This is a genomic window from Sunxiuqinia dokdonensis (assembly GCF_001270965.1).
GTDB lineage: Bacteria > Bacteroidota > Bacteroidia > Bacteroidales > Prolixibacteraceae > Sunxiuqinia > Sunxiuqinia dokdonensis.
Genome location: NZ_LGIA01000061.1, coordinates 1 through 24,578 on the forward strand (window position 1 = coordinate 1; position 24,578 = coordinate 24,578).

Below are 24,578 nucleotides of genomic sequence, written 5' to 3' on the forward strand. Positions count from 1 at the left end.
ATCGATTTTCCAGGATCAGGGCACTGGTTGTTGGTGATGCCATGGTCGATTCGTACCTGTGGGGAATTGTTGATCGAATCTCGTCAGAGGCTCCCATTCCGATTGTGACGGTCAGCCGTCAGGAAAACCGGATAGGCGGAGCTGCCAATGTGTCGCTTAATCTCCAATCTCTGGGAGCAACTCCGGTATTGGTTTCCATGGTTGGGAACGACCCCAAGGGTGATATTTTCATGCAGCTCCTTCAGAAAAGCGGCATGAGCGATGCCGGAATTTTGCGTTCTGACCGCAGACAAACTACCGTGAAAACACGTATCATGAGCGGACGGCAGCAGGTTGTTCGGGTGGATGAGGAGACGGCCGAACTGATTTCAGCGCACGAAGAAGCGCTCGTTTTTGAGCGTATTGAATCCTTGGTGGAGCAGCAGAATTTTGACCTTGTTTTATTTGTTGATTACGATAAAGGCGTCATCACGCAATCACTCATCGAAAAAGTGTGCCAGTTGGCACAATCCAATGGAATCTTGATCGCAGTTGATCCGAAGAAACGAAATTTCAACAATTACAGCCATGTCGATCTTTTTAAACCCAATTTCAAAGAATTTAAAGAAGGACTTGGCTTGTCAGTCGACAAAAGCGATTTTCAATCGATTTTGCAGGCTGCCGAAAAGTTCAAGGAAGAGAAAAAGCTGGGAGTGATTTTTATCACACTGTCAGAGTTGGGGGTCATCATCAGCAATGGAATCACCCAGGATCACTTTCCGGCCGAGATTCGCGATATTGCCGATGTGAGTGGTGCCGGTGATACGGTTATCGCAGTTGCCGGCCTGTGCCTGGCTGCCAACATGTCAACGCGTTTTATGGCGCAACTGGCAAATCTGGCGGGAGGTTTGGTGTGTGAGAAATCTGGAGTTGTTCCCATTGACCGTGAGCGACTTAAAACGGAAGCCCGAAGGATTAAAACTTCTCTGTAAATAAGGCTTTTTGAATGAGACGATTAAGATCGATGACGAGATATATTTTGAATTCCTCGGTCATTTTATCCATAAAATATTAACTTTGGAACGCAGCGAAAATCAGGAAAAGAACTATGGGAAAAGTTATTGCACTAGCCAACCAAAAAGGGGGCGTTGGAAAAACAACATCAGCGATTAATTTGGCAGCCAGTCTGGCTGTTTTGGAATATAAAGTACTGATTATTGATGCTGATCCTCAGGCAAATGCTACTTCCGGGATTGGTTTCGATGTGAGGAATGTAAAGACCAGTATTTACGAATGCATTGTGGATGATATTGATCCGCGGAAGATCGTTTTGAACTCGGAAATTGACGGATTAGACCTCATTCCATCACACATTGATTTGGTGGGCGCGGAAATTGAAATGCTTAACCTGCCAAACCGCGAAAAGGTGATGAAAGTTGTGATAGAAAAGCTTCGTGATGACTACGATTTTATCTTGATCGACTGTTCGCCATCCCTGGGGTTGATTACTGTCAATTCACTGACCGCGGCCGATTCCATCATTATCCCGGTTCAATGCGAATATTTTGCATTGGAGGGATTGGGTAAGCTGCTGAATACAATTAAAATCATTCAAACCCGTTTGAATCCGGAGCTGGAAATTGAAGGGTTTTTACTGACCATGTACGATTCAAGGTTGAACTTGTCGAATCAAGTGCTTGAAGAAGTGCGGACCCACTTTGGCGATATGGTTTTTGATGCAACGATTTCACGAAACATCAAACTCAGTGAAGCGCCTAGCTACGGAAAGCCCGTTGTTTTGTACGATGCCAATTCGCGTGGATCAGAAAATTATATGGATTTGGCCCGTGAGATTCTGCAAAAGAATGATTTGACAAAAATTAAAAATTCTGAAAAAGTAATTGAATAAATTCGCATAATAATGGCAAAAAGGAATGCATTGGGTAGAGGGCTTGGCGCCTTGATTGACGATGCGGGTAAAGATAGAGGCCCGGATTCTTCGATTAGTGAAATTGCAATTGATGAGATTGAAGCCAACCCGTTTCAACCCCGAACGAAGTTTGATGAAGAAGCATTGAATGAGTTGGCCGCTTCAATCAAGGAGATCGGGATTATTCAACCCATTACACTTCGACAGATCGCAAACCATAAGTTCCAGATTATTGCTGGCGAACGGCGGTTCAGGGCATCCAAGATTGCTGGTTTGACTACCGTGACGGCTTATGTGCGTAAAGCCGACGACGAAGGCATGCTGGAAATGGCCTTGATTGAAAATATTCAACGCGAAGATCTGGATGCCATTGAAATCGCACTTTCCTATCAGCGTTTGATTGACGAGTGCAAACTGACCCAGGAAAGCCTGAGTGACCGGGTAGGTAAAAAGCGGTCAACGGTATCAAACTACCTGCGCTTGTTGCGATTGCCAGCAGCCATTCAGAAGGGGATTGTGGATAAGACAATTTCGATGGGGCATGCCCGGGCCTTGGTTAACGTTCAAAATCCAGAGGATCAGCTAGCCGTTTATGAGGAAATTTTGAGGCATGATCACTCCGTGCGGAAGGTAGAGGAACTCGTCAGGCAACTGAACACCTTGGGGAAAAAGCCCGTCAAATCGGCTCCAAAACAAAAGCATCCCGAGGAGTATGGCGAACTGCAGGAGCATTTAAGCCGGTTCTTTAAGACGAAGGTTGATTTTTCGCTGAACAATAAAGGGAAGGGCAAAATCGTTATTCCGTTTGGTTCGTCAAAAGATCTGGAACGAATTATTGGGATTCTGGATAAACTGAATGCCTGATTTTATTTCAGAAAAAAACATTAAATGATAGTCGAAGTCCCGCAACTTCGTAGTCGTATTTCAAGTCGTAAATACCTTGGTATTCGAGTGAGTAAAAGAAAAGTAAAACGGTCTTTGACCATAAAAGCCCTGTTCGTGATCCTGTTTATTTTGTCAGGATTTGTTGCATCTGCCCAGCGAATTTCAGCGGCTGACAGTGTGATAGTTGCGCCCAAAGAACCTGTACATTCACCACGTAAAGCCACCATTTATTCGGCCGTTTTGCCTGGCATGGGGCAAATTTATAACAAGAAATATTGGAAAGTTCCGTTGATTTATATAGGTTTTGGTGCACTCGGTTATTTTATCGATTGGAACAATGATCAGTATGTGTTGTACAGGCAGGCTTATGCCGATATTGTTGATGATGACCCAAACACCAACTCGTTTGAAGATTTGAACTTCGAAGGTAGGTGGGATGGACAAAGGCAGCAGTTTACAACGGCGCTGCAACGGGCGAAGGATAACTCGCGACGAAACCGCGATTTGGTCATCATTTCAACCGCAGCGTTTTATGCGTTAAATATTATTGATGCCAGCGTGGATGCACACTTGTTTAACTTCGATATCAGCGATGATTTAACCATGAACTGGATGCCGGGGCCTGTTTATTGTATGGATCAAAAATTAATAGGAATTCATTGTAGGATAAGATTTTAAAGGGGAGGATATGAAGAATTTATTTGGATTAATCGTCGTTATTTTTGTGAGCGCGATCAGTCAAAACGCATTGGCTGATCGGTTTGACAAAGAAGATATTAAAAGAGTTCGCAGCATTGAAGTGACTGCTTTAGATAGTGTGGATGGATACCACAAAAAATATAAGATACCCGACGAAAACCTGAACGACATTTTTGCTGCAAAAATTGACAGTTTGCTGAACTCTTGGTACATGCAGAATGTGTTTGAAATGCCTGCCGGAACTGAATTGTTTGACAGTGCCAGCTTGGTTTCGATTCCCGATTCAGTGTATATTGAGCGCCTTCAGGAAATCGAGTCGTTCGTGGATTTGTCGTACAACAAAACGGTGCGGAACTTTATCGAACTGTACACGCAGCGCCGCCGCGACCAGGTTGAAATGATGCTGGGACTGGCGAGTTATTACTTTCCAATTTTTGAGGAGATGCTTGATAAGCACGATTTGCCCATGGAGTTAAAATACATGGCAATCATCGAATCGGCTTTGAATCCGGTGGCACGTTCACGGGCCAATGCCGTTGGCTTGTGGCAGTTTATGTATGGAACAGGCAAAATGTACAAACTGGAGATTGGCACCTACGTGGATGAACGCCGCGATCCGGTGAAAGCAACGGAAGCAGCGGTGCTTTATTTAAAAGATTTGTATAAGATCTATAAAAACTGGCATTTGGTGATTGCGGCCTACAACTGTGGCCCGGGGAATGTCAACAAGGCGATTCGTCGTTCGGGTGGCGAGCGCGATTATTGGTCAATCTACTACCGCTTGCCACGTGAAACGCGTGGCTATGTGCCGGCATTCATCGCAGCGGCCTATGTAATGACCAACTACCATCAGCACAACCTGAGCCCCCGCTATCCCGATTTTCCAATTGTGACCGATACAATCATGATCAACAGTTACCTGCATTTCGAGCAGGTTGCCGAAGTGATTGGTACACCGATTGAAGCCCTGCGGGCACTGAATCCACAATACCGGATGGATATTATTCCTGCAAAAGAAAATAAACCCTACGCATTGAAAATCCCCATCGAAACGGTAGCCAGTTTCATTGACAATGAAGAAGCCGTGTATGCCTTGAACCGCGATCAGTACTTCCCAAACAACGAAATCATCAACCCAAAAAGCAGCACAACGGCGTATCCAACCGATATACAGGGCAAAGATAAGTTGTATTATACGGTGAAGTCGGGCGATAACCTGGGCTATATTTCCGAATGGTTCCGGGTACGGGCATCGGATCTGCGCTATTGGAACAACATTCACAACAACCTGATCAGGGTCGGGCAAAAACTGGCCGTTTATGTACCCCAGGGACAGGCCGACTTTTATGCTGACGTGAACCGGATGAATTTTGCCGAGAAGCAAGCCTTTAAAAAGAAAACCCCGGTGACCAGCGCCAGTGCTCAGGTGCAAACCACGGCCAGTGGCGAGTTTGTTTTGTACACGGTGCGGCGGGGTGACAACCTTTGGTCGATTGCCCGCAAGTTTCCCGGCGTATCGAATAACGACATCCTGAAGTGGAACAACATTAGCAATGCCAATAAACTCCAGGTGGGGCAAAAGTTGAAAATTCAACCGCGGGGATAAGGAAGTGTTTTTGCTGTTTGCAGATACCCGATTTTAACTCTACTTTTATTCGGCAGCTAAAATCGGATCATGACACCTGTTCGGGAATTCTTATACTTTTTAATTCTGCTGACGATTTTTTCCGTTCTCCTTTTTTTGTGGAAGGCCGAAAAGGAAATACCGGCTTCGGCTCTTGTTGTTCAGGAACCGATACCCACCTTGGTGCAGAAAACTTCCTCGCCCGATGATACGCTGAACACGCAGAAAATAGAACAAGCGCTTTCCGAAATCCCAGCGACGCAGCAGCCCGCAGCCGGGCTTTTTCATCCGGTTCCGCTCATTTTTGCTGAAGATGATTCCTTACGGTTTCAGTTGCTGGAGCGCCAGTTGCAAAAGGCGGCACAGTCGAACTTGCCGGTTCGGGTGATCTACTTTGGCGATTCGCAAATTGAAAACGACCGGATCACCTCGGCTTTACGCACACAGTTACAGGCGCAATTCTCCGGGCGCGGACCTGGCTTCGTACCGCTGGATTTGTACTATAACACCCGGCATAAGCTGATTTTGGAAACGTCGGACAACTGGGAAATCAAAACGTTTCAGGATAAAGACTTCATCAACGAAAGCCTGTTGTTTAAGAATGCCTTGCTGACCTCGGCCAATGCTGAAGGTTGGTTTCGGATCCGACGAATCAAGCGGTTGAATCCCGGGCCGGATTATCAGTTGATGAAGTTGTACTATACCGCCACGGATAGTTGCCTGGTCACAGTGACGCAAGGGCGCGACCTGATTTACTCCGGCTACCTGCTTCCGCAACATCAAATTTCAACCCTCGATTTTCAATTTAACCGCACGCCCGATGATATTCGTTTTGATTTTGCCGCGAACGACAGCTTGAACATTGTCGGCTTGTCGCTCGAAACCGGCTCTGGCGTGTTGGTCGACAATATTGCGCTGCGTGGCCTGTCGTACCCAACCTTTGAATCGTCAAACCAGGCGGCCATTGTGCAAATGTTACGACAGGTGAATGTGGGCTTGTTTGTGCTTCATTTTGGCGTGAACCTGGTACCTGTTCAGGCCGATGATTACCCCAATTTCCGTAGAAACTTTCAACGGCAAATCGATTTTTTAAAACGCGTGAGTACCGACACGCCCATCCTGATTATTGGCGTTTCGGACATGGCGCAAATGCACAACGGGGAGTTTGTCTCGTATCCCAATATTCCCGTCATCAAACGCATTCAATACGAAATAGCCATGCAAAACCATGCCGCTTTTTGGGATTTGCAGGCGTCTATGGGCGGCCAGGGCGCCATGAGCCGGTGGGTGAATGCCGATCCGGCTTTGGGCCGTGCCGACTACGTTCATTTTTCGGATGAAGGGGCCGAAATCGTCGGCCAGGAATTGTCCCGAATCCTGTTGGAGGCGTTGCAAACCCCAGCTGATACCTTGGCCCATGATTGAGCACTTGAGGGATATCATTGAAAGCATCTGGCAGTACCATCCTGATGAACCGCTGTTTTACACGGGGCTCGCCTTTTGGATTGCTTTTACTTTTGTGCTGGGTGTATATTCGCTGGTGTACCGGAAAAATTCGTTGCGTAATGGCTATTTGCTGTTGGTTAGCTGGTTTATTTACTTCCAGATGAGTGGTGCTTTTTTGGCCTTGCTGGCTTTTTCGTGCCTGGCCAACTATGGTTTTGGCTTGTTGGTTCACCGACGCAAATTCAAAAAGATGTGGCTTGCTGTCGCGGTGGCTTTGAACCTGCTGATATTGGGTTACTTTAAGTACACTTATTTCTTTGTCGATACAATCAACCAGCTGTTTCAAACCGACTACCAAGTGTTCAACTGGATTGGTTGGTTGCTGAACCAAGTGGCGCGCGATGTGGTTGATGAGCACTCCATCATGCTGCCCATTGGCATTTCCTTTTACACCTTTCAGGCCATCAGCTATTTGGTTGATGTTTTTCGGGGCGACGCCGATGTGGTGAAAAACCCGCTCGACTTTAGTTTTTACCTGAGCTTTTTTCCGCAGTTGGTGGCGGGCCCCATTGTCAGAGCATCGTCATTTATTCCGCAGTTGTATCAGAAATTTAGCCTGAAGAAAAAGGAGTTCAGCCATGCCATTTTTCTGATCACAAAGGGATTGTTTAAGAAAATGGTGATTGCCGACTTTTTGGCGCTGAACTTTGTTGACCGGGTTTTCGAAGCACCGTTGGCCTATTCCGGTCTGGAAAACCTGCTGTCGGTCTACGCTTATTCCATCCAAATCTATTGCGACTTTTCGGGCTATACCGATATTGCCATTGGCCTGGCGTTGATTCTGGGCTTCAAAATTCCGGTGAATTTCAATGCGCCCTACCAGGCTTCAAGCCTAACCGATTTTTGGCATCGCTGGCACATTTCGCTGTCGCTTTGGTTACGCGACTACCTTTATATTCCGCTGGGCGGCAACCGTAAAGGCGTGGTTCGGATGTATGTCAACTTGTTGGTCACCATGATTTTGGGTGGCTTGTGGCACGGTGCCAACCTTCGTTTTTTGATTTGGGGGGCCATTCACGGACTGGGGCTGGCCTTGGAGAAGCTTTTTCGAAGGGCTTTTTTGCTCGGGGCAAAACCCACTGGCTGGAAAAAACTGCTTTCGGTATTCGTTACTTTTCAGGTGGTCAGTCTGGCCTGGATCTTTTTTCGGGCGCGCGACTACAGCACAATTCAGCAACTGTTTTACCAGATTCGATATCATTTCCTGCCGCAAAACCTGATGGCAGGCTGGGAAAGCTACCAATGGGTCATCCTGGTTTTTCTGATGGGACTCCTGATCATTTGGGTGCCCAACCGCTACAAGGAAAAGCTGCGTGGTGCCTTTATCGCGCTGCCGGCCTGGATGCAGATACCCGCCGTGTTGATTGTGTTGATGCTGATTGCCCTGGTTGCCCAGACAGGCCTGCAACCTTTTATTTACTTTCGGTTTTAGCGTCCGCGAAAAAGGCGGCCAAGTTCGAAACGTCCACCCCCAAACACCAGAATGGTGATAAAGACAATCAGGTATAACAGGGCCATTTCCTTGCGCTGGAACGGATCGGCGCCATGCACATAAAAAGCCGCCACGGCCATGGTAACAATGAGCGGGATGCTGGCCAACCGGGTGCCAATGCCCAAAATTAGCAGCACCGAACACAGAAATTCGGCAAACACCGCCAGCACCAGGCTAAGCGTCTCGCCAAAACCAAAAGGATCGGCAAACTGCGTGTTGCCTTCAATAAGTTTAAGAAATTTGGGAATGCCATGCGTGAGCATAAATGCGCCAGCAGATACCCTGAAAAGGAGTAGCCAAATGCTGACAACCGTATCGTTTGTTCGTGGTCCTAGTAATCTTGCCATATTCGTTTTGCTTTTTTAGAATTCGAAAATAATCAAACTTGTAAAACCAACGACCAAATGGGCCATTTAGTTTTGCTTATCAGAAAAAAATATCAGAATTGAAGCAGAAGACCAAACCGCGAATTGATATGAACGAGCTGTGGTGAGACATGTTTTTGCCTTGGATACGATTTTTTGCTCTGGCAGCTCATAGCCCTGGAGACTAATAAAAAAAGATTTCAGAACAGTGTTCTTTCAGCGAAGTTGGCGTGGGGCGTTTTCTGGCGGCTTTGTAAGCCAATTGGTAAATAAAGAAATAGCAGACAGGTATGGGCCCTGCCTGCTATCAGATTCAACTAACTAAACTAAACGAACGTTTGAATCTACTTTTTCTCTCACTCAATTTCTTTTAAAGAATTCTTCAGGTCGTTAAATTCATCTTTAATGGCATCGCCTGCATCGGCCATCTCATCGCCTGCTTCGTCGCTCCAGTGTTGGAGTTTTTCGTGGAGGCTGCGACTTTGTCCGCGGATGTCGTCGATTTTTGCCAGGAGCTCGTCATTGGCTTCTTCGCCTGCTTCTTCCAGATCGTTGCCAATTTCTTCCATCGTTTCGTCGAAGTTTTCCAATGCTTGTTCAAGCTTCTGCTCAAAATCCGGATCTTCTTCCGACAGGTTGCTTAGCTTTTCTTCGAGCTGGTTCAGTTCCGCTTCTACTCTAGTCCAGGCTGTGGGATCCCCAGGTGCTGAATTCTCGTACATTTCTGTGTTATCAGAAGTTTCTGCCTGGTCGGCACTCTTATTGGCTCGCTGCTGGCAGGAGAAAAGGATTCCACCGGCAAATACAACGAGTAGGGTAAACATCATTCTTAATTTTACTTTCTTGTTCATGGCAATTTTGCTTTTAAGGGTTTTCATATATGTTTGCTCTGAACCTGTATTGAAAAATGATGCCAAACGGATAGGATATTTCCAGAAAGTAGGTATTTGGCTTGTGAATAGCGACTTAGATGGCGTATTTCTGTTTTATTTTTTTTGTAGTTGGTGTGAGTTGCGGGTATTTTTATGGGGATGTTTTTGCGCACGCTGTGGAAATATTCGACAGTCTGAGGTAATCTTCAAGGTGTTACTCTGTGCGGCCAACGGCTTCAGGGAGCTTTTTCCCGGCAAGCCAGCGCTCTACAAAGCTTTTCCACTCGGCAAATTGCTCCCGGTTCATTACCCGTTCCATTTTCACCTGGCCGCCTCTCTTCTTGCGGTAGGCATTCCAATCGTGAAAGCAATCTTCGGGAATGGTGCGTACCACGACGCCTTTCAGGGCTTTTGAGCGGGCAACAGCGTAGTTTTTATTGGCTTCCTTCAGGTGTTTGTCCAGGGCAAAGGCCAGCGCTTTGGCATTACCATCGCAGGCCAGATACCAAACATGGTGAAAAGTGCCATCAATTTTTACAGCCGATAGGGTGAACTCTGGAATCTTGAGGTCGAACAATTCTTCGAGCGCGAGCATCGCTTCATTCATCTTGTCGACGGATAGTTGCGAACCCACCACATTCATAAAAAACTTGGTTCGCCCGGTAATTTTTATTTCGGCCCGGTCAACATCGGTAAACGCAATAGTGTCGCCAATCATGTATCGCCACAATCCCGATACGGTGCTAAGCAGCAGGACGTACTCCACACCTTCTTCCACTTCCGTCAGGTTTAAAACCGGCGCATCCTCATCCAGACTACCGTCTTCGTTCATGTTTTCGGGAAGAAAAGGTACGAATTCGAAATAGATGCCATTGTCCAACAGCAGTTTCATGTCGCGGGTTTCCGGTCGTTCCTGGAAGGCGATAAAGCCTTCGGAAGCAAAATAGGTGTCGATGACGGTGATGGGGTGGGCGAGTAATTCGTTGAAACTTTTTTCGTAAGGCTCGAAGGCTACGCCGCCGGTGGTGTACACCTGCAAGTTGGGCCAAATATCATGAATGTTTTGCACGCCATGATAAGCGATCACTTTTTTCATCATCAGTTCGAGCCACGACGGAATGCCGCTGATGGCACCAATATCCCAGTCGCGCGCGCGTTTGGCAATTTCCAATACGCGTTCATCCCAATCTCTGAGTTTAGAGATTTCTTCGCCCGGGCGATAAAAGCCTTTAAACCAAGTAGGGATGTGGCTGGCGCTAATTCCGCTGATCTCGCCCTCCAGGTAGCCGTTGCGTTCATTCAGTGTGGTTGAGCTACCCAGCATCAGGATTTCCTTTTCGAAAAAAGTAGGAGGCAAATCGAAATTGGCTGTGGCGCCTACCTGCTTTATTCCGGCCAGCCGAATGGCATTGAGCATTTCGTCGCTCACCGGAATTCGTTTGGATTCTTTGCCGGTGGTGCCCGAACTTAAGGCAAAATAGGCTGGCTTACCCGGCCAGCTGATGTTTTCTTCGCCTTGATGCAGTCGGTGCCACCATTCGTTTTGCATTTTATGATAGTCGAAAAACGGAACATGGTAGGCGAAGGCTTCTGCCAGGTTTTCGGCATACAAGATTTCTTCAAATCGATATTGCTTTCCAAAGTGGGTATCCTTGGCTTTCACCAACAAATCATGTAATAATTGTTGCTGAATTTCGTAACCCTCCGTTTTCGAGGTTAGTGCGTAGCCCAGCTCAACCGCCTTTTTGATAATTGCTCCTATGATTGCCATAATTGAGAGTCTTCGTTTTTGTTGTTTGATCTCCGCAATTTTAACGCCAAAAAAATTGCTGTTGTCAAGCGGGCTTTTGTTTGTTTCTGTTTGTCATTTATGAGGAATGCCCGCCTCAGGTTGTGGAATATCGGGATCACCGACGTGAAATTGTTTTCCTTTACGAATGACGCCAAGCTGGGTTACCATTGAGTTAAGGCGCAGTCGCCGAGCGTTTTTGGTTGTCGAATTTTCAAGTTGGCACAGTTTTATCTTTTGCAATAAACATGAACTTTAAATTTTAAAATTATGAAAATAGTTGGATCAGTTTTATTGATTTTAGGAATAATTGGATTGGTAGTTTTTGGAATACAAGCGTTTAACGACTCAGAAAGCTTTAGTGTGCTTGGAGCCGAAGTGGCGGTTAGCAAAGCCAATTGGACCCCGGTAATAGCGAGTGCGGTGGTTTTGCTCGTTGGATTTTTTCTAACCATGAGCCGGAGAAAGGCCTGAGGCTGTTGGAAAGGTCGGTGGTCAACCAGCGAGCTGAAGCCGGATACATAACAATGGAATAGCATGAAACATTCGAACAAAATTTTAACGGTGGCAGGTAGTTTGGTCCTTGTCATCGTTATTTTTTTTCTGCTTGGCGATTCCATTTTGTCCGGCATGATCAGGAAGAAGCTGGAAGACAAGCCGGTGGGCACTTATCGTGTGACAAGCCAGTCGGCTGAGGTCAGTTTGTGGCGCGGCCAGCTTGTTTTGGGCAATCTTGAGGTGGCCGATAGCGGCGGGCAGCTGCAGATTTTCATTCCCGAGCTCAGGGTCCGAGGATTTCAGCTTTGGCGGTTTCTTATTCAGAATGAAGTGATGCTGAAGTCGGTTGAAGTGGTTCGACCGGAAATTGACATGACTTTGACCAATGATTCGGCGGCGCATGATCAGAAAACGGTGGATGAAAACGCTCCGGTTTTTCAGATTCAGCAGGTGACAGTTGCCGATGCTCGCCTCAAACTTCTTCAGAAACAGACTGAAACAAACGACACGATTTTTTCAACCCGCCTCAATCTTGACTTGAGCGACTTGGGAACAACAACGCCTCCTGAAAAATACAGCTATGAATCTGTTTCGTGCAGCCGGCTGCGATTGGCACTTCATGCAGGGCGCTATTTGTTTGCCAAGGGTTTGTATGCCGTTGAATATGAGGAACTCAATTTCGATTCTGAAAACCGTTCGTTTCACGGGGCAAAAATTCACTTGTTATCGCAGGACGGTAAATACGAAATTGGCCGGAAACGTGGCGTGGAGACCGATTGGTTTGATATGGCCGTGCCCCGGCTGGCTGTGTCTGGTCTGCGTCTGGATGCTTTGCTCAATGATACAGCAATTGTTTTTTCGAAGGCCGAAATTGCCGGTTTCAATGCCCAAACATTCAGAGACAAACGGCTGCCTTTCCCTGAGAAACCAGACACCAAACTCTTGCGGGCTATGCTCAACGACTTGCCGGTAGCCGTTCATGCCGATTCGGTTTTGTTGGCCGACGGAACCATTTCGTATGGCGAGCGGGTTGAAAATTCGACGGCTGCCGGCGAGGTTCAATTTACGCAAGTGCAGGCGCAACTGTTTTGTTTAAGTACCATTGACCGTTTGATTGATCGGAAAACCACGATGCATGTTGAAGCACGAGCCATGGGGCAGGGGCTTCTGAAGGCCGACTTTGTTTTTCCGAACAATCAATTTCCAGTGGACTGCCAGGTGTCAGGTACATTGCGTGCAATGGATCTTGAAGCCTTTAATCCGATGCTGGTTCAAAATGCGGCGGTGCGTGTTGAAACCGGAAATTTGAATCGAATGGCGTTCAACTTTTTGTACAACAATAACCGATCTGCGGGCGACTTGCTGTTTGAATACGATCAACTGAAAGTTCATCTTCTGGATCAGGAAGATCGGACCAACAAAAAGGTCCAGTCATTTTTCACCAATTTGTTGGTGCTCCAAAAAGAAAATGTCCGTGGAGATCGGGCGTTTCGCGAAGGAACCATTGCCTTCGAGCGCGATAAGAAAAAATCATTGTTCAATTATTGGTGGAAATCGTTATTGAGTGGCATTAAGAGTATTGCGATTCTTTAAACGATGGAAAATTGGGTAGAAGCTTGCACAGCTTCCCACAAGTATTCCACAGCAAGCCAAATCTTTGTTTGTGTGTAAGGTTTTGGTATTTAGTTACTTTGGGTTGATTGTGTTTTCTGGCATGGATTTAACAGTAAGATTGATTGATGACATTTGTGGTGTGAAACTTACAGCCTGGCTGTTTTCGCATCGAATAGTATTCATTTTAAAAATTCACAACAATGGACAATTTGGAAATAAAAGGTAATTGGAACGTATTGAAAGGAAAATTCAAACAACGTTATGCCGATTTAACGGACGATGATCTGACCTATGTTGAAGGTAAAGAAGACGAGCTGCTGGGGCGTCTTCAGCAAAAAACCGGTAAAGCCAGAGAAGAGTTAATCGATGAAATCAATAATTTATAAGTTATGAGATCTTTATTGTATTTAATCGCCGTTATTTTGATTATTGGTTGGCTTTTCGGATTCTTGGTTTACTCGGTCGGTCACTTAATTCATATCTTGCTGATACTGGCTGTGATTTCGATCTTGATTTCGCTTATTCGGGGCAGGTGACCGGATGAGCAATCAAATTTATACGAAACAAAAAAGCAGGGGAGGAGAGCCGTCCCCTGTTTTTTTATGTCCGTCCCCAAGGGGATCAGAACAATCCCCAAGGATATGTCTATGATATCCCTGGGGATGATAGAGGTCCCCTATCGAATTGGGCTCTCAACATGGGATAGCAACATCATCCCCATGGGGATGAAGACGATCCCTTAGAATATATCTATGGTATCCTTGGGGATGATAGAGATATCCTAAGGGATGAGAACAAAATCTTTGGGGATGAAACCCGTCCCCAAGGGGAACAAAGTCATCCCCCGGTTTTTTAGGGCTATACCTATCTTTTTCTGAACGAAAGTGTAATCTGTGTTTCGATGATGCAGAGATTAACTTTCAAGTTGATTGATTTCGAACGGAATGGCGTAGTTTACCGGTTTGTTGTCGTGTTTGTAATAGCGCGAATACTGATGGGTGAGTTCAACACCAAAGTAAAAAATGATCGACACAAAATAAATCCACATCAAAATAACCACAAACGAGCTGGCTGCTCCGTAAACCGCACCCAAATTACTTTCCCCAATGATGATTCCAATGATGAACTTGCCGGCTACAAACAGGATTGCCGTGAATACCGCGCCAAACCAACTGGCACGCCACTTCACCTTCACATCGGGTAGGAAACGGTAGATGAGTGCAAACACAGCCGTAACAACGGCCAGCGAAAGAACCATGTTGGCGAGCTGTGCCAAAAAGACAAAGTCGGGGCTGAAGTAGGTGCGCAAAAAATCTTTGAGAAAGCTGATCGACGCGTCAATAATCAGCGAAACCAGAACGACAAAGCCCAGGCTTAAAATCACCCCAAAGGAGAAAACACGATCTTTAGCCAGTTTTAGCGCGCCTTGTTTCAGGCTCGACCTGACTTTTACCCGCCAAATAAAATTGATGGAATTTTGCATCATGCTAAACAAGGTGGTGGCAGAAATCAGAAAAAAGACCACGCCGATGATCGCGCCAATTCCGCTATTCTCGGTAATCTGGTAATTTTGAATGGCGTTTTCAAGCAGTTGGCTGCTTTCGGGTCCGATGAGGACATCCAGCTCGTTGAAAAGCTTGGTGCGCATGGTCTCATCGCCGGTGAAAAAACCAAACACCGAGATGATAATGACCAGGATGGGTGCCATGGAAAAAATGGCAAAGTATGCTGTGGTTGCCGCCATGCTTACCGGATTGTTTGTTCCGAATTGGGTAAAGGTTTTCCTGAAAATCCGAAGGGTTTCTTGAATGAATTTGAATCGTTTGTTTTGCATCGTACACTATTTTACAGACAAAATTGCTAACAAATATTATTTTCGATGGGTCATCTTTCGCCACATTTTTTTTAAAGACACGTTATGCTTCGCTACACCTCGGTCGCTTATCAAATAAGCAAACGGGTGAAGGCCCTCAATGTTTCGCATTGTAATTTTTAGGATGGCCAGACAGGGAACAACGATGAGCATGCCTGGAATTCCCCAAACCATGTTGGCCAGTAAAAGGCTTAGGATGATGGCCAGCGGATTGATTTTGATGTTGTTGCCGACAACTTTTGGGGTGATCAGGTTATTTTCGAGAAACTGAATGATACTGAAGAGAATAAAGATTTGCAGCATCATCTGAAACGGACTGCTTGAAGTGAGCAGCACATAGATTATGGGAATCAGGCCGCCAATAAAAGTTCCGATGTAAGGAACCAGGTTGAGCAGCGCCGCCAGGATGCCGAATACCAAAGCATGGCGTACGCCGATAATGAACAGGCCGGTGGTATTTAAAATGGCCAAAATCAACACGACAATTAAAAGCCCGCTCATGTATTTCGTGGTAACGGTCGACACTTCGCGCAAAATGTGCAAGGTCTTCGCTTTGTGTTCGCGTCCGGCAAGCCGGAAAATAAAGTAGGCCGATTTGGTGCGGTAAAAAAGCAGGAAGAACGTATAGACCGGGAGCAGGCCAATCTGAAACAAGGTTGTTGTGGTGGCGGTAAACAGGCTTCCGACCTGCGATTCCCACGAAGAAAACAGGCTATCAGTCGCCTTGCTGAAGTAGTGATCCATGGTGCTGGCATTAATCCCAATCCTGGTTTCGAGGATGGTTTGCACGTACTCAATTTTGCCGTCCACCTCTTCTTTCAGCTGCTCAAAATCAATGGTCATGTTCGACAGTTTGGCCGATAAGAGAAGACCCGCACTCCCCAGAATCAGTAGCGTGATCAAAATCACCAGGATGATGGCAAGGCCGCGGTGAACGCCACGGCGTTCGATCGCCCAAACCATCGGATAAAGCATGTAGGCAAAGAAAATACTGATGGCGAACGGAACCAGAATATCTTTTGCCAATATCAGAAACAAAACAAAAAGCGACAGGATAAATAAGCTTAGCGCTGTTTGTAAGAGGATATGATTTTTCATAGTCGGTGGTTTATCACTTATTTTGTCCAACTGAAAGAATTGTGCCATGAGTCAGAAAGCCTGCAAACGGTGCAGGGAAGGGCTGTTTTCTCAAAGTCTGTTGGCAGGTTTAACCTCGCTTTTGGGGAATGGTGTGGAAATTTATCCCCGACCGCGGCCTTCCCTCGATTGGGCATGAATCCATTACGCGGCTGGTACAAAATTCGCAGGTTTCGGATTTGTTCGGCCTGGATCAAACAGAAACCGATAAAAACGTTTTTATGATCAAAGAATTAGTTTAAATTGGGGATTCCTTTTGAAAGATATTTAATCAGTATGATAAAAACCATACGGCTTTGGCTCATCTTTTTTCTGCTTATTGGTGGCGGGTATCATTTACGTGCCCAGGAAAACTATGAAGTAAGGCAGATCGACTTCCATGGAAACAAAACCCTGGAAGAGGATTTTTTGCTTGATCAGATGGCCTTTAAAGAGGTGACGTACCTCGAAAAACTCATCACGAAGAACCAGCCATTTCTCTTTAGCCAGCGATTGCTCGACCTGGATTTGGAGCGCCTGAAGCGTATTTATCAAAGCGAAGGTTTTTTGAATGCCGGGATATCACTCGATCCTTTGAAGATTGATGACAAGAAACAAACCGTGAAAATTTCGATTCAGGTGGAAGAAGGCGAGCCGGTTTTGGTTGACACGGTTGCCATTTTGGAAAACGAAGCCTTGCAAGCCATCAACCTCGATTCGCTTCGGAAAAAGGTTTTTCGTGAGATGGAACTGCTCAGTGGCAAGCGTTTTCGTGACGAGCTGATTCAGCAGGATCTGCAGGTCATTGAAAATGCCTTTCGCAACCTGGGACATGCTTATGTCACGGTTGACTACGATCTGGAGCTGGATCCGGATGAATTGAAGACTGGCATCTATTATACCGTTAATCCCGGGCCCGCCAGTCATTTTGGCGAAACGCAGATCGAAGGGAACAAGCACGTGGCCGAAGATTTCATCCGCAAACAGCTTATGTATGAGGAGGGCGGTTTGTACAATAAATCCTTGCTGTCGGAAACCCGGCAAAACTTATATTTCTTACAGCTTTTTCGCATTGTCTCCGTGCTGCCGCAAACCGATGCCGCCACCCAAAAGAGTCCGATTCCGGTCAAACTTTTTATCGAAGAGGCCCCCCGCCTGAGTACGCGTTTTGGAGTGGGGTACGGCACCGAAGACAAGTTTCGCACCTTTCTGGATTTGAACTACCGCGGGTTTTTGGGCACAGCCCGGCGCATTCGCCTTTACCTGAAACACTCGGCACTCGAACCTTATTACGCCAGCTTAAAGTGGACGCAGCCCCAATTTATGAGCAAGAAAAGTACCATTGCTATCAACCCGTTTATCAGTCGAAATTCGGAGCCGGGCTACGAAACCCGCACCTATGGACTGAATGTTCCGGTCACCTACCGGTTCAACGACCGGCTAAATAGTACGGCAACCTATTACCTGGAAAATGTGGAGCAGCGGGTGGAAGCCGGCGATGTGGAGTTGCCTGACCGGGAAGATGATAAGTTTGCCTACAACAAGTCAGGGGTGTTGTTGAGCACCGTTTTCGATAATTCTAAGCCAAAGTTCTCCCCCGAAGAAGGGGTGAAGGTTTCGCTTGGATTTAAGCTAAACGGACACCTGTTTGGCAGCGATTTCAATTACACGCGTTTGTGGGGCGATGTGCGCCATTATCAGGAAATAGGCGACTGGGTTTTAGCGCTTCGCTTCATGGCGGGCAGCATCAGCTCGCCCGATAGCAGTGGGTTTATTCCTGTTGAAGACCGCTTTTATGCGGGGGGTAGCAACTCGGTGCGTGGCTGGAATCGCTCCGAGTTGGGGCCGGTACGCGAAAGTGGAACCCCCTTGGGAGGTAAAAGTATTGTGGAGGGAAATATCGAACTTCGCTATCCGCTGTTTTGGCGATTTAGTGGCGTTGTTTTTCTGGAAGGCGGAAATGTGTGGCGCGAATCATACACTTACCGCTTGAATGATTTGGGCTATGCAGCCGGAGGTGGTTTGCGCGTGGAAACACCGATTGGGCCGATCAGGCTTGACTTGGGTGTTCCGGTTTGGAATGAGAAACGAAGCCCGCAGTTTTTTATCAGCGTTGGGCAGGCGTTCTAAAGAAAAGTTGCGGGAGAATGGATTAAGTAGGCCCAGTGGCAAAATTGCTGCCGGACAAATTATGAATGAAGGATGACATGAAGAAGGTAATCACATATAGTCTGCGGATCCTGGGATATTTGTTCCTGACGGTTGTGATTGTTTTGCTGCTGGCTGGTTTGTTGATTCAAACGGCACCGGTAAAACGCAAGCTGGCTGGATTTGCAGGGGAGCAAGCATCGGCTGTGATGAATGGGCAGCTGACGATTGGCAAGCTTGATGGGAACTTTTTCACCAATCTGCATTTGCAAGATATTTTGCTGAAGGGCGACAGCGACACGATTGCTTTTATCGGCGACCTTCGGCTGGATTACAACTTGTGGCCTTTGCTTGACAATAAACTGCAAGTGCACAGGGTCCACATCGGCCGGCCGTATTTCTACCTGGAGCAACAGGCCGACTCAAGCTGGAATGTGCAACAGCTCGTCAAACCGTCTGGAGAAGAAACCGACACCAGCCAGACTTCCTCCACTTTTGAGCTGGATGTGGCGCAGTTCAATCTGGCAGAGGGCGCCGTGCGTATCCACGCTTTTGATACCTTGATTCCACGGCGGATTGAAAATCTAAATACCAAATTGAGCCTGCAATTTTCTGCCGATCGGCAAATGCTCGTTCTTGACGAATTCTCACTGCTCACGCAACAGCCGGATTTTGAGCTGCAGCAGTTGGCCTTTCAACTTAACCGCAACCAAGAGGTGATTCAGTTGGCCAATTTTCACCTGAAAACGGCCGGCAACCAATTGGATGGCGGTGGGAACTTCGCCGAAGCACCGGCGCGGAAGGGAGCGGCTCGGCTGGACAGTGAACCCCTGGCGATTCAGGAATTTGAATATTTTCTGTCTGGATTTGAATTGCCTGCATCACCGGTATTTAAGCTTGATGCGAGCATGGATGAAGACGCCATTTCAGCATCGATTGACCTTGCGGATGGAAATCAGCGGATTCATATGGAAGTGGTTTCGGCCAATCTGGCGGCTTTTCTGTTGGATCCCGAAGCTCCGCTTCTTCAATATAAATTGGATGGAAGTTTTGAAAACATTGACTTGGCCCATTGGCTTGGAAATGAAGAGTTGGATTACCTCGTCAATGGCCATGTGGCCGTTGATGGCAGCGGAACAGATTTGGAGACAGCGGTGACCAAACTGAAAGGGGAATTTAATGATTTGCTGGTTGATGGCCGGCCGGTAGCGGACTTGCTGTTGAATATGGATTTGGATCGTGGCAATTTGCGGGGAGAGGTTCAAGGCCGAGGCGATTTTGGTTCGTTTCACCTAAAACCAGATGTACAGCATTTGCAGGCTGAGCCCCGCTATTCGTTTGAGCTGCGCACCGAAAAGCTGAACCTGGCGTTGCTCACCGGCAACGACAGCCTCCAATCCGATTTTAACTTGGCGGCCCAAGTCAAAGGGCAGGGTTTTGATCCCAAAGCACTGAAAGCCAGAGGTGAAATCTGGTCGGGTCAGTCGCGCTTTCAGGATATTGAAGTAGACACGCTTTTTGCATCGCTGGTCTACGAAAAGGAAGCGGTGCAGATTGATTCGCTTCGTCTGGAAACCAAGGGGCTCCGCGTAAAAGCCCACGGAGATTATCGTTTGAACGGTAATTCCGACCTGGCGCTGGTGGCTTCGTTCGATGGCGTGGAGGAATTAGCATCGTTCATTCCGCTGGAGGATTTTGCAACAAGCGGACAGTTGGATGCCCGGATATGGGGAAGGGCCGACTCCCTTCAACTGGAGTCGAAGCTGGAGTTGAACCGGACCAGTTTCCAAAGTTTGACTTTGGAAAGTTTACTGGTGGATGCGGACGGATTGCTGACCAAAAATGACACGACCATTCAGGCGAAGATCCGCGCCAATCAACTACTCAGCGATGGCTTTACTGTCGACTCCATGGCTTTTGATGTGGATGCTGACCTGGATTCGTTGTATTTGGATGGCCGGGTGGTGAGCGACGAACTACGCACGGAACTGCAAGCCGGTCTTCGGTTGGGTGATGTCATGCGCATTGGAATAACCGCGTGGCAGATTGATTTTCAGGATGAGAATTGGCGCTTGCAGGGTGCTCCGGCAATCGTCGAAATTGATTCGGTGAGTTACAGGCTGGAAAATTTCAAACTGGCTTCAGGAAAGGCCGACACGAGCCAATATTTGTCGGCTCAGGGAATCATCAGTCGCGTGGGTGAAGAAGATTTCAACCTGCAAGTGGCCAACATCGATTTGAATAAACTATTGAAACTGACGGGACAAGAGATGAATGCTTCGGGCCTGATTAATTTGGCGGTGGATTTATCGGGAACAGCCGATGATCCTTTGCTGACAGGTGATTTTGGGCTGGAGCAGGCGGTGATGAACGACTATCGTTTTACCGACTTCGGCGGAAGTTTGAACTATTCGGAAAAACAGCTGGAAGTTCAGGCGCAGATTGTACCGCAGGATAGCGGCAGATTTGAATTTTCGGGCGCCATTCCCTTCGAATTGATGCTCGATAGCATGGGCGTGAAGTTCAACCCGAAAGATTCGGTGGATGCCCGCTTGAAAATTGATCAGTTTCCCCTGGCTGTTTTGCAGGCTGTCAATATTGGCGAAGAAATTTCCGGTTATCTGGAGGGTGATGTGACGGTGAAAGGAACCATCGAATCCCCCGATCCGAAAGGTGGTTTTCATCTTGTCGATGCGTCCCTGCGCATTCGCGAGTATGGCGTAGATTACCGCGAAATCAAGTTTGGAATCGATTTTCAGGGCGAAGAAGTTTTGCTGGATACCTTACTGATTCGCTCGGCCGACGGTACATTAAGCGGGGGCGGAAAAATCGGGTTTAGCTCTGACTTTTACAAGGGCGATGTGAGCGATACGGAGATCAAGCTTCAGTTTAATCAATTTAACCCGGTCAACCACAAACAGTTTAACATGCAACTCTCGGGTAATGCCAGCTTGGGCGGTTCAAAAGATGACGTCAAATTCGATGGCGACCTGAACGTCCCGAAAAGTGAGATTTATTTGCCGGCCATTTTCAACCTGATGGGCAAAATGGTCGAAACGGAAATGCCCAAACCAATTTTGGTTCGCGAACTGGAAGGACTTGATTCGGACACCATCGACTCGGTCAATGTTTCACAGATTGACTCGACGGCAACGGACAGCCTGAAATTCGACTACTTCGATAACTTGACCGGAGAAGTCCGGCTGAAGATTCCAAAGAATACCTGGATCAAAAATGAAGATATGCATATTGAAATTTCGGGCGATTTGGAAATGATCAAACACAAGGAATTTTTTGAGCTTTTTGGTTCGGTTGAAGTGGTGCGCGGCCAGTACGATCTGTTCGGACGTACTTTTATGATCCAATCAGGAACCATCAGTTTTCAGGGAGGCGAAGAGCTGATGCCGCGAATGGATATTACCGCTAGCTACAGCTTCCGCAACTCCGAGCGCGTGCAGCAGGAGTTGAGTGTAGCCATTAGCGGAACCGCCGAAGAACCTTCAGTAAGCTTCAGTTTGGATGGTAGCAGCGTGAGTGAGGGCGATGCCCTGTCGTACATTTTGTTTGGCAAGAGCATGAACGAACTCACCATGGATCAGCAGGAAAATGTGTCCGGAGCGGGTGATATGGCCGGGCAGGCGGCAGCTTCCATTCTGTCGTCGCAACTCACCAACTTTTTGGGCGACAAGCTGAATGTGGATTACATTGAAGTGAAAAGCGAGGGCAATTTTGAAAACGCTACGGTCGTGGTTGGGAAATACATCACCAATGACCTGTTTGTGAGTTACGAGCAGCGTTTTGGCGAAACTGATCAAAAAGATATGGCCAAATACGAAGTGAAACTTGAATATGAGCTGTTCCGATTCTTGTTTTTTCAGTTGAACAACTCGTCGAATGACAGCGGATTTGACGTGATCTTTAAGTTTGATGCGGAATAGGTCAGCAAAGGAGTTGTCTTGATCATTCGAGATAATGAGTAGACGATATAAGGGAATAAGGGGACTAAGTTCGCCAAATAATACGATGCTATCACAAAAAAATCGGAATTGACAACAGAAAACTGCCATGTGACAACAGAAAATTAGCATCTGACAACAGATAATCGGCATGTGACAACAAAAAATTGGTTTGTGACAACAGATAATTGGCATCTGACAACAAATAATTGACATGTGACAACAGATAATTAGCATCTGACAACAAATAATTGGCATCTGACGCCAAATAATTGGTAGGTGTTAGCAGATCATTGAATGCTGTCGGGTGCTGATGAAATAAATGGATCAGTTAAACTTTTGGCGACGAGGAAAGTATAAGTCATTAATTTGAATCGAAAATAGAGGTATTTATGGAACAGATCGTTGAGATTCTTAAGTCGCTGTTGCAGCCCGGGTCAGTGTTGTTGATCGTTGTTTTATTGTTGATTTTTAATTCCTGGCTTTTTAACCGGCTCCAATCAGTTAAATCCGATACAAGTATAGCCAAGCGCACGGTTTCGTTTCTCTTGGTGCTTCTCGGGACGCTATCGTTTATACTGGTTTTGCCAATTGAGAAATCACTGAAGGGACAGATTCTTAGTTTTTTGGGGATCATCATTAGCGCGGGTATTGCTTTAAGTTCCACCACCGTGCTGGGCAATCTGATTGCAGGGATCATGAACAATTCGATGAAGCGGTTTCGAAATGGCGATTTGATTAGCGTGGACCAAATGCAAGGAAGGGTGACCAAAAAGAGCATTTTTCATACCGAGATTCAGCTGGAAGACAGCAATTTTATTACCATTCCAAACTTGTACATCGCTACGCACCCCGTTAAGCTCACCCGGAAAACCAATACCGTGATTTCAACCACGGTTTCGTTGGGTTACGATGTGCCGCGCGGCAAGATTGAAGCTGCGCTGAAAAAGGCAGCAAGTGCCACCGGACTCAACGATCCTTATGTGTATATTACGGAGTTGGGCGATTATTCGGTGGTGTACAAAGTTCATGGTTTTTTGGAAGATACCAATAAGTACTTCAGTACAATTTCGTTGTTGAACGGAAATGTAATGGATCTGCTACATGAACAAGGAATTGAGATTGTTTCGCCAACATTTATGAATCAGCGTCGGGTTGACGAGACGGAATTCATTCCAAAAAAGGAAAAAAGCAAGCCTGAAAACGACACTGGCCCTTCGCCCGAAGAATTGATTTTTGACGAGGCGATCGAATCTGAAAAAATTGAAAAGAAAAAGGATTTCCTGGACGAGCTCGTTGAAAAGCAGGAAACACTTAAAAAGGAATTAAATGAAACGAAGGACGAGGTTGAAATAAAACGCTTGAAAGCTTTGATTGACAAGACCGGGAAACAAATGGAAAGACTTGAAGAGAGCATTCAGAAACAGGCAGATAAACCGGAAAAGAAATGAAAGTATAAAGAGGCAGCCCTTTTTTAGGACCGCCTCTTTTTTTGCATGGTAATTTTTGAATGCTAAAAGGCAACTTTGATTCCAATTCCCGGATCGATTGAGAAGAGCACGGCGCCTTCCGTCATAATTTCCAGGTAGGGTTTAAAATCAATTCCAAAGGCAATGGGCACATCGGGTATTTTATATTCGAGTCCGAAAATACCATCGATACCCAGCCCCAAATCTCCGTCACCAATTTCGTGCGGGTGGTCATACCAAGCCGGGCCACCCCGTCCATCAAAGTCGTCACCATAAACAGCAACATGACCACCAACTCCGTAAATCCAGTTCAGTCCCGGTTCGTTGAAAGCCATTTTGTTTTTCTCCCACAGTGCGGTTAAGCTGAACCCATCGTGCCAAAAACCAATGATTCCTTCAATGGCAGAAGGTCCGTAGTTTTTTTTCAAGGTTATTCCCGATGTTCCTCCCGAACGCAGTCCGATGGCGTAATCATACTGAGCCATGGCTATTCCCGAAAAGAAAAACATCAATGTCAATAGAACAATACTTTTTTTCATAACAAATGATTTTAATTTCCGGGGAGAGACTTGCCAAAATTGTACCTAAACTTTGGAACTTATCTGTTACGGAGCTGTTTTGTAGCCTTCTGTGTAACTTCTTGGTGGATTTAGTTGGCCCATGCCTGGTTGTTGATGTTGTGGCATGGAAACCCCAATTTGTGGATAAAACCGGGCACAAGCAGCCAGAGGTAAAAGTTTAGCTTGTTTTTTATTTTAAAGGT

20 protein-coding genes are annotated in these 24,578 nt (G+C 46.5%); 14 read left to right on the forward strand and 6 right to left on the reverse strand.

The features are described 5' to 3' along the window. The 7 genes from NC99_RS05725 to NC99_RS05755 all read left to right on the forward strand — a co-directional run. Nucleotides 1–971 (forward strand): bifunctional heptose 7-phosphate kinase/heptose 1-phosphate adenyltransferase (locus NC99_RS05725; protein WP_204374915.1); only part of this gene is annotated, 971 nt, incomplete at its 5' end. A 116-nt stretch (nucleotides 972–1,087) separates the two neighbouring features. After that, on the forward strand, nucleotides 1,088–1,888 hold the full coding sequence (locus NC99_RS05730) for a ParA family protein (protein ID WP_053180767.1): 801 nt from the start codon (nucleotides 1,088–1,090) through the stop codon (nucleotides 1,886–1,888). Nucleotides 1,889–1,900: 12 nt separating this feature from the next. Further along, the gene (locus NC99_RS05735; protein WP_053180769.1) at nucleotides 1,901–2,773 is read left to right on the forward strand and encodes a ParB/RepB/Spo0J family partition protein; all 873 of its coding nucleotides are present in this window, start codon (nucleotides 1,901–1,903) and stop codon (nucleotides 2,771–2,773) included. A gap of 24 nt (nucleotides 2,774–2,797) precedes the next feature. Continuing rightward, nucleotides 2,798–3,472, forward strand: coding sequence for a DUF5683 domain-containing protein (locus NC99_RS05740; RefSeq protein WP_157624518.1), 675 nt, complete (start codon nucleotides 2,798–2,800; stop codon nucleotides 3,470–3,472). Nucleotides 3,473–3,482: 10 nt separating this feature from the next. Next, entirely contained in the window at nucleotides 3,483–5,099 is a 1,617-nt protein-coding gene (locus NC99_RS05745) for a lytic transglycosylase domain-containing protein (protein WP_053180773.1), read from the forward strand. A 69-nt stretch (nucleotides 5,100–5,168) separates the two neighbouring features. After that, the gene (locus NC99_RS05750; RefSeq protein ID WP_053180775.1) at nucleotides 5,169–6,542 is read left to right on the forward strand and encodes an SGNH/GDSL hydrolase family protein; all 1,374 of its coding nucleotides are present in this window, start codon (nucleotides 5,169–5,171) and stop codon (nucleotides 6,540–6,542) included. Continuing rightward, entirely contained in the window at nucleotides 6,535–8,055 is a 1,521-nt protein-coding gene (locus tag NC99_RS05755; protein WP_053180778.1) for an MBOAT family O-acyltransferase, read from the forward strand. The genes NC99_RS05750 and NC99_RS05755 overlap by 8 nt, the downstream gene beginning before the upstream one ends. Here NC99_RS05755 and NC99_RS05760 read toward each other — a convergent pair. From NC99_RS05760 to NC99_RS05770, 3 genes are all read right to left on the reverse strand, one after another. Next, nucleotides 8,052–8,462: a DoxX family protein gene (locus NC99_RS05760; RefSeq protein ID WP_053180780.1), complete on the reverse strand. Its 411-nt coding sequence runs from the start codon at nucleotides 8,460–8,462 to the stop codon at nucleotides 8,052–8,054. The genes NC99_RS05755 and NC99_RS05760 overlap by 4 nt on opposite strands. A 374-nt stretch (nucleotides 8,463–8,836) precedes the next feature. Beyond that, nucleotides 8,837–9,331, reverse strand: coding sequence for a hypothetical protein (locus NC99_RS05765; RefSeq protein WP_157624521.1), 495 nt, complete (start codon nucleotides 9,329–9,331; stop codon nucleotides 8,837–8,839). A gap of 235 nt (nucleotides 9,332–9,566) precedes the next feature. Continuing rightward, nucleotides 9,567–11,123, reverse strand: coding sequence for a GH3 family domain-containing protein (locus tag NC99_RS05770; protein ID WP_053180784.1), 1,557 nt, complete (start codon nucleotides 11,121–11,123; stop codon nucleotides 9,567–9,569). A 288-nt stretch (nucleotides 11,124–11,411) separates the two neighbouring features. On the opposite strand from NC99_RS05770, the gene NC99_RS05775 reads away from it, so the two are divergent. From NC99_RS05775 to NC99_RS21825, 4 genes are all read left to right on the forward strand, one after another. After that, nucleotides 11,412–11,615 (forward strand): hypothetical protein, encoded by a 204-nt coding sequence (locus NC99_RS05775; RefSeq protein WP_053180786.1) that lies wholly within the window; start codon nucleotides 11,412–11,414, stop codon nucleotides 11,613–11,615. A gap of 63 nt (nucleotides 11,616–11,678) precedes the next feature. Continuing rightward, a complete protein-coding gene (locus NC99_RS05780; protein WP_157624524.1) occupies nucleotides 11,679–13,232 on the forward strand; it encodes an AsmA family protein in 1,554 nt (517 codons plus the stop codon). Nucleotides 13,233–13,453: 221 nt separating this feature from the next. Further along, on the forward strand, nucleotides 13,454–13,639 hold the full coding sequence (locus tag NC99_RS05785) for a CsbD family protein (RefSeq protein WP_053180790.1): 186 nt from the start codon (nucleotides 13,454–13,456) through the stop codon (nucleotides 13,637–13,639). A 3-nt stretch (nucleotides 13,640–13,642) separates the two neighbouring features. Further along, the gene (locus tag NC99_RS21825; RefSeq protein ID WP_157624527.1) at nucleotides 13,643–13,789 is read left to right on the forward strand and encodes a lmo0937 family membrane protein; all 147 of its coding nucleotides are present in this window, start codon (nucleotides 13,643–13,645) and stop codon (nucleotides 13,787–13,789) included. A gap of 377 nt (nucleotides 13,790–14,166) precedes the next feature. On the opposite strand, the gene NC99_RS05790 is transcribed toward NC99_RS21825, so the two are convergent. Both NC99_RS05790 and NC99_RS05795 read right to left on the reverse strand, forming a co-directional pair. After that, a complete protein-coding gene (locus NC99_RS05790) occupies nucleotides 14,167–15,087 on the reverse strand; it encodes a YihY/virulence factor BrkB family protein (protein ID WP_053180792.1) in 921 nt (306 codons plus the stop codon). A 36-nt stretch (nucleotides 15,088–15,123) separates the two neighbouring features. Beyond that, nucleotides 15,124–16,224, reverse strand: a complete 1,101-nt coding sequence (locus tag NC99_RS05795) for an AI-2E family transporter (protein WP_053180794.1) — start codon at nucleotides 16,222–16,224, stop codon at nucleotides 15,124–15,126. Between the two features lie 315 nt (nucleotides 16,225–16,539). On the opposite strand from NC99_RS05795, the gene NC99_RS05800 reads away from it, so the two are divergent. From NC99_RS05800 to NC99_RS05810, 3 genes are all read left to right on the forward strand, one after another. Continuing rightward, nucleotides 16,540–18,372 (forward strand): BamA/OMP85 family outer membrane protein, encoded by a 1,833-nt coding sequence (locus tag NC99_RS05800; RefSeq protein WP_157624530.1) that lies wholly within the window; start codon nucleotides 16,540–16,542, stop codon nucleotides 18,370–18,372. A 77-nt stretch (nucleotides 18,373–18,449) separates the two neighbouring features. Then, entirely contained in the window at nucleotides 18,450–22,328 is a 3,879-nt protein-coding gene (locus NC99_RS05805) for a translocation/assembly module TamB (RefSeq protein ID WP_162231154.1), read from the forward strand. Between the two features lie 410 nt (nucleotides 22,329–22,738). Next, on the forward strand, nucleotides 22,739–23,797 hold the full coding sequence (locus NC99_RS05810; protein ID WP_053180800.1) for a mechanosensitive ion channel domain-containing protein: 1,059 nt from the start codon (nucleotides 22,739–22,741) through the stop codon (nucleotides 23,795–23,797). A gap of 62 nt (nucleotides 23,798–23,859) precedes the next feature. Here the strand turns inward: NC99_RS05810 and NC99_RS05815 are convergent, their stop codons facing one another. Then, complete coding sequence (locus NC99_RS05815; protein WP_053180802.1) at nucleotides 23,860–24,354, reverse strand: hypothetical protein; 495 nt, start codon at nucleotides 24,352–24,354, stop codon at nucleotides 23,860–23,862. Nucleotides 24,355–24,578 lie beyond the last annotated feature (224 nt).

What these genes read in the sequence shown, in the direction of transcription:
- NC99_RS05730 (WP_053180767.1), top strand. Translation starts at nt 1,088, where the DNA reads ATGGGAAAAGTTATTGCACTAGCCAACCAAAAAGGGGGCGTTGGAAAA.
- NC99_RS05735 (WP_053180769.1), top strand. Translation starts at nt 1,901, where the DNA reads ATGGCAAAAAGGAATGCATTGGGTAGAGGGCTTGGCGCCTTGATTGAC.
- NC99_RS05740 (WP_157624518.1), top strand. Translation starts at nt 2,798, where the DNA reads ATGATAGTCGAAGTCCCGCAACTTCGTAGTCGTATTTCAAGTCGTAAA.
- NC99_RS05745 (WP_053180773.1), top strand. Translation starts at nt 3,483, where the DNA reads ATGAAGAATTTATTTGGATTAATCGTCGTTATTTTTGTGAGCGCGATC.
- NC99_RS05750 (WP_053180775.1), top strand. Translation starts at nt 5,169, where the DNA reads ATGACACCTGTTCGGGAATTCTTATACTTTTTAATTCTGCTGACGATT.
- NC99_RS05755 (WP_053180778.1), top strand. Translation starts at nt 6,535, where the DNA reads ATGATTGAGCACTTGAGGGATATCATTGAAAGCATCTGGCAGTACCAT.
- NC99_RS05760 (WP_053180780.1), bottom strand. Translation starts at nt 8,462, where the DNA reads ATGGCAAGATTACTAGGACCACGAACAAACGATACGGTTGTCAGCATT.
- NC99_RS05765 (WP_157624521.1), bottom strand. Translation starts at nt 9,331, where the DNA reads ATGAACAAGAAAGTAAAATTAAGAATGATGTTTACCCTACTCGTTGTA.
- NC99_RS05770 (WP_053180784.1), bottom strand. Translation starts at nt 11,123, where the DNA reads ATGGCAATCATAGGAGCAATTATCAAAAAGGCGGTTGAGCTGGGCTAC.
- NC99_RS05775 (WP_053180786.1), top strand. Translation starts at nt 11,412, where the DNA reads ATGAAAATAGTTGGATCAGTTTTATTGATTTTAGGAATAATTGGATTG.
- NC99_RS05780 (WP_157624524.1), top strand. Translation starts at nt 11,679, where the DNA reads ATGAAACATTCGAACAAAATTTTAACGGTGGCAGGTAGTTTGGTCCTT.
- NC99_RS05785 (WP_053180790.1), top strand. Translation starts at nt 13,454, where the DNA reads ATGGACAATTTGGAAATAAAAGGTAATTGGAACGTATTGAAAGGAAAA.
- NC99_RS21825 (WP_157624527.1), top strand. Translation starts at nt 13,643, where the DNA reads ATGAGATCTTTATTGTATTTAATCGCCGTTATTTTGATTATTGGTTGG.
- NC99_RS05790 (WP_053180792.1), bottom strand. Translation starts at nt 15,087, where the DNA reads ATGCAAAACAAACGATTCAAATTCATTCAAGAAACCCTTCGGATTTTC.
- NC99_RS05795 (WP_053180794.1), bottom strand. Translation starts at nt 16,224, where the DNA reads ATGAAAAATCATATCCTCTTACAAACAGCGCTAAGCTTATTTATCCTG.
- NC99_RS05800 (WP_157624530.1), top strand. Translation starts at nt 16,540, where the DNA reads ATGATAAAAACCATACGGCTTTGGCTCATCTTTTTTCTGCTTATTGGT.
- NC99_RS05805 (WP_162231154.1), top strand. Translation starts at nt 18,450, where the DNA reads ATGAAGAAGGTAATCACATATAGTCTGCGGATCCTGGGATATTTGTTC.
- NC99_RS05810 (WP_053180800.1), top strand. Translation starts at nt 22,739, where the DNA reads ATGGAACAGATCGTTGAGATTCTTAAGTCGCTGTTGCAGCCCGGGTCA.
- NC99_RS05815 (WP_053180802.1), bottom strand. Translation starts at nt 24,354, where the DNA reads ATGAAAAAAAGTATTGTTCTATTGACATTGATGTTTTTCTTTTCGGGA.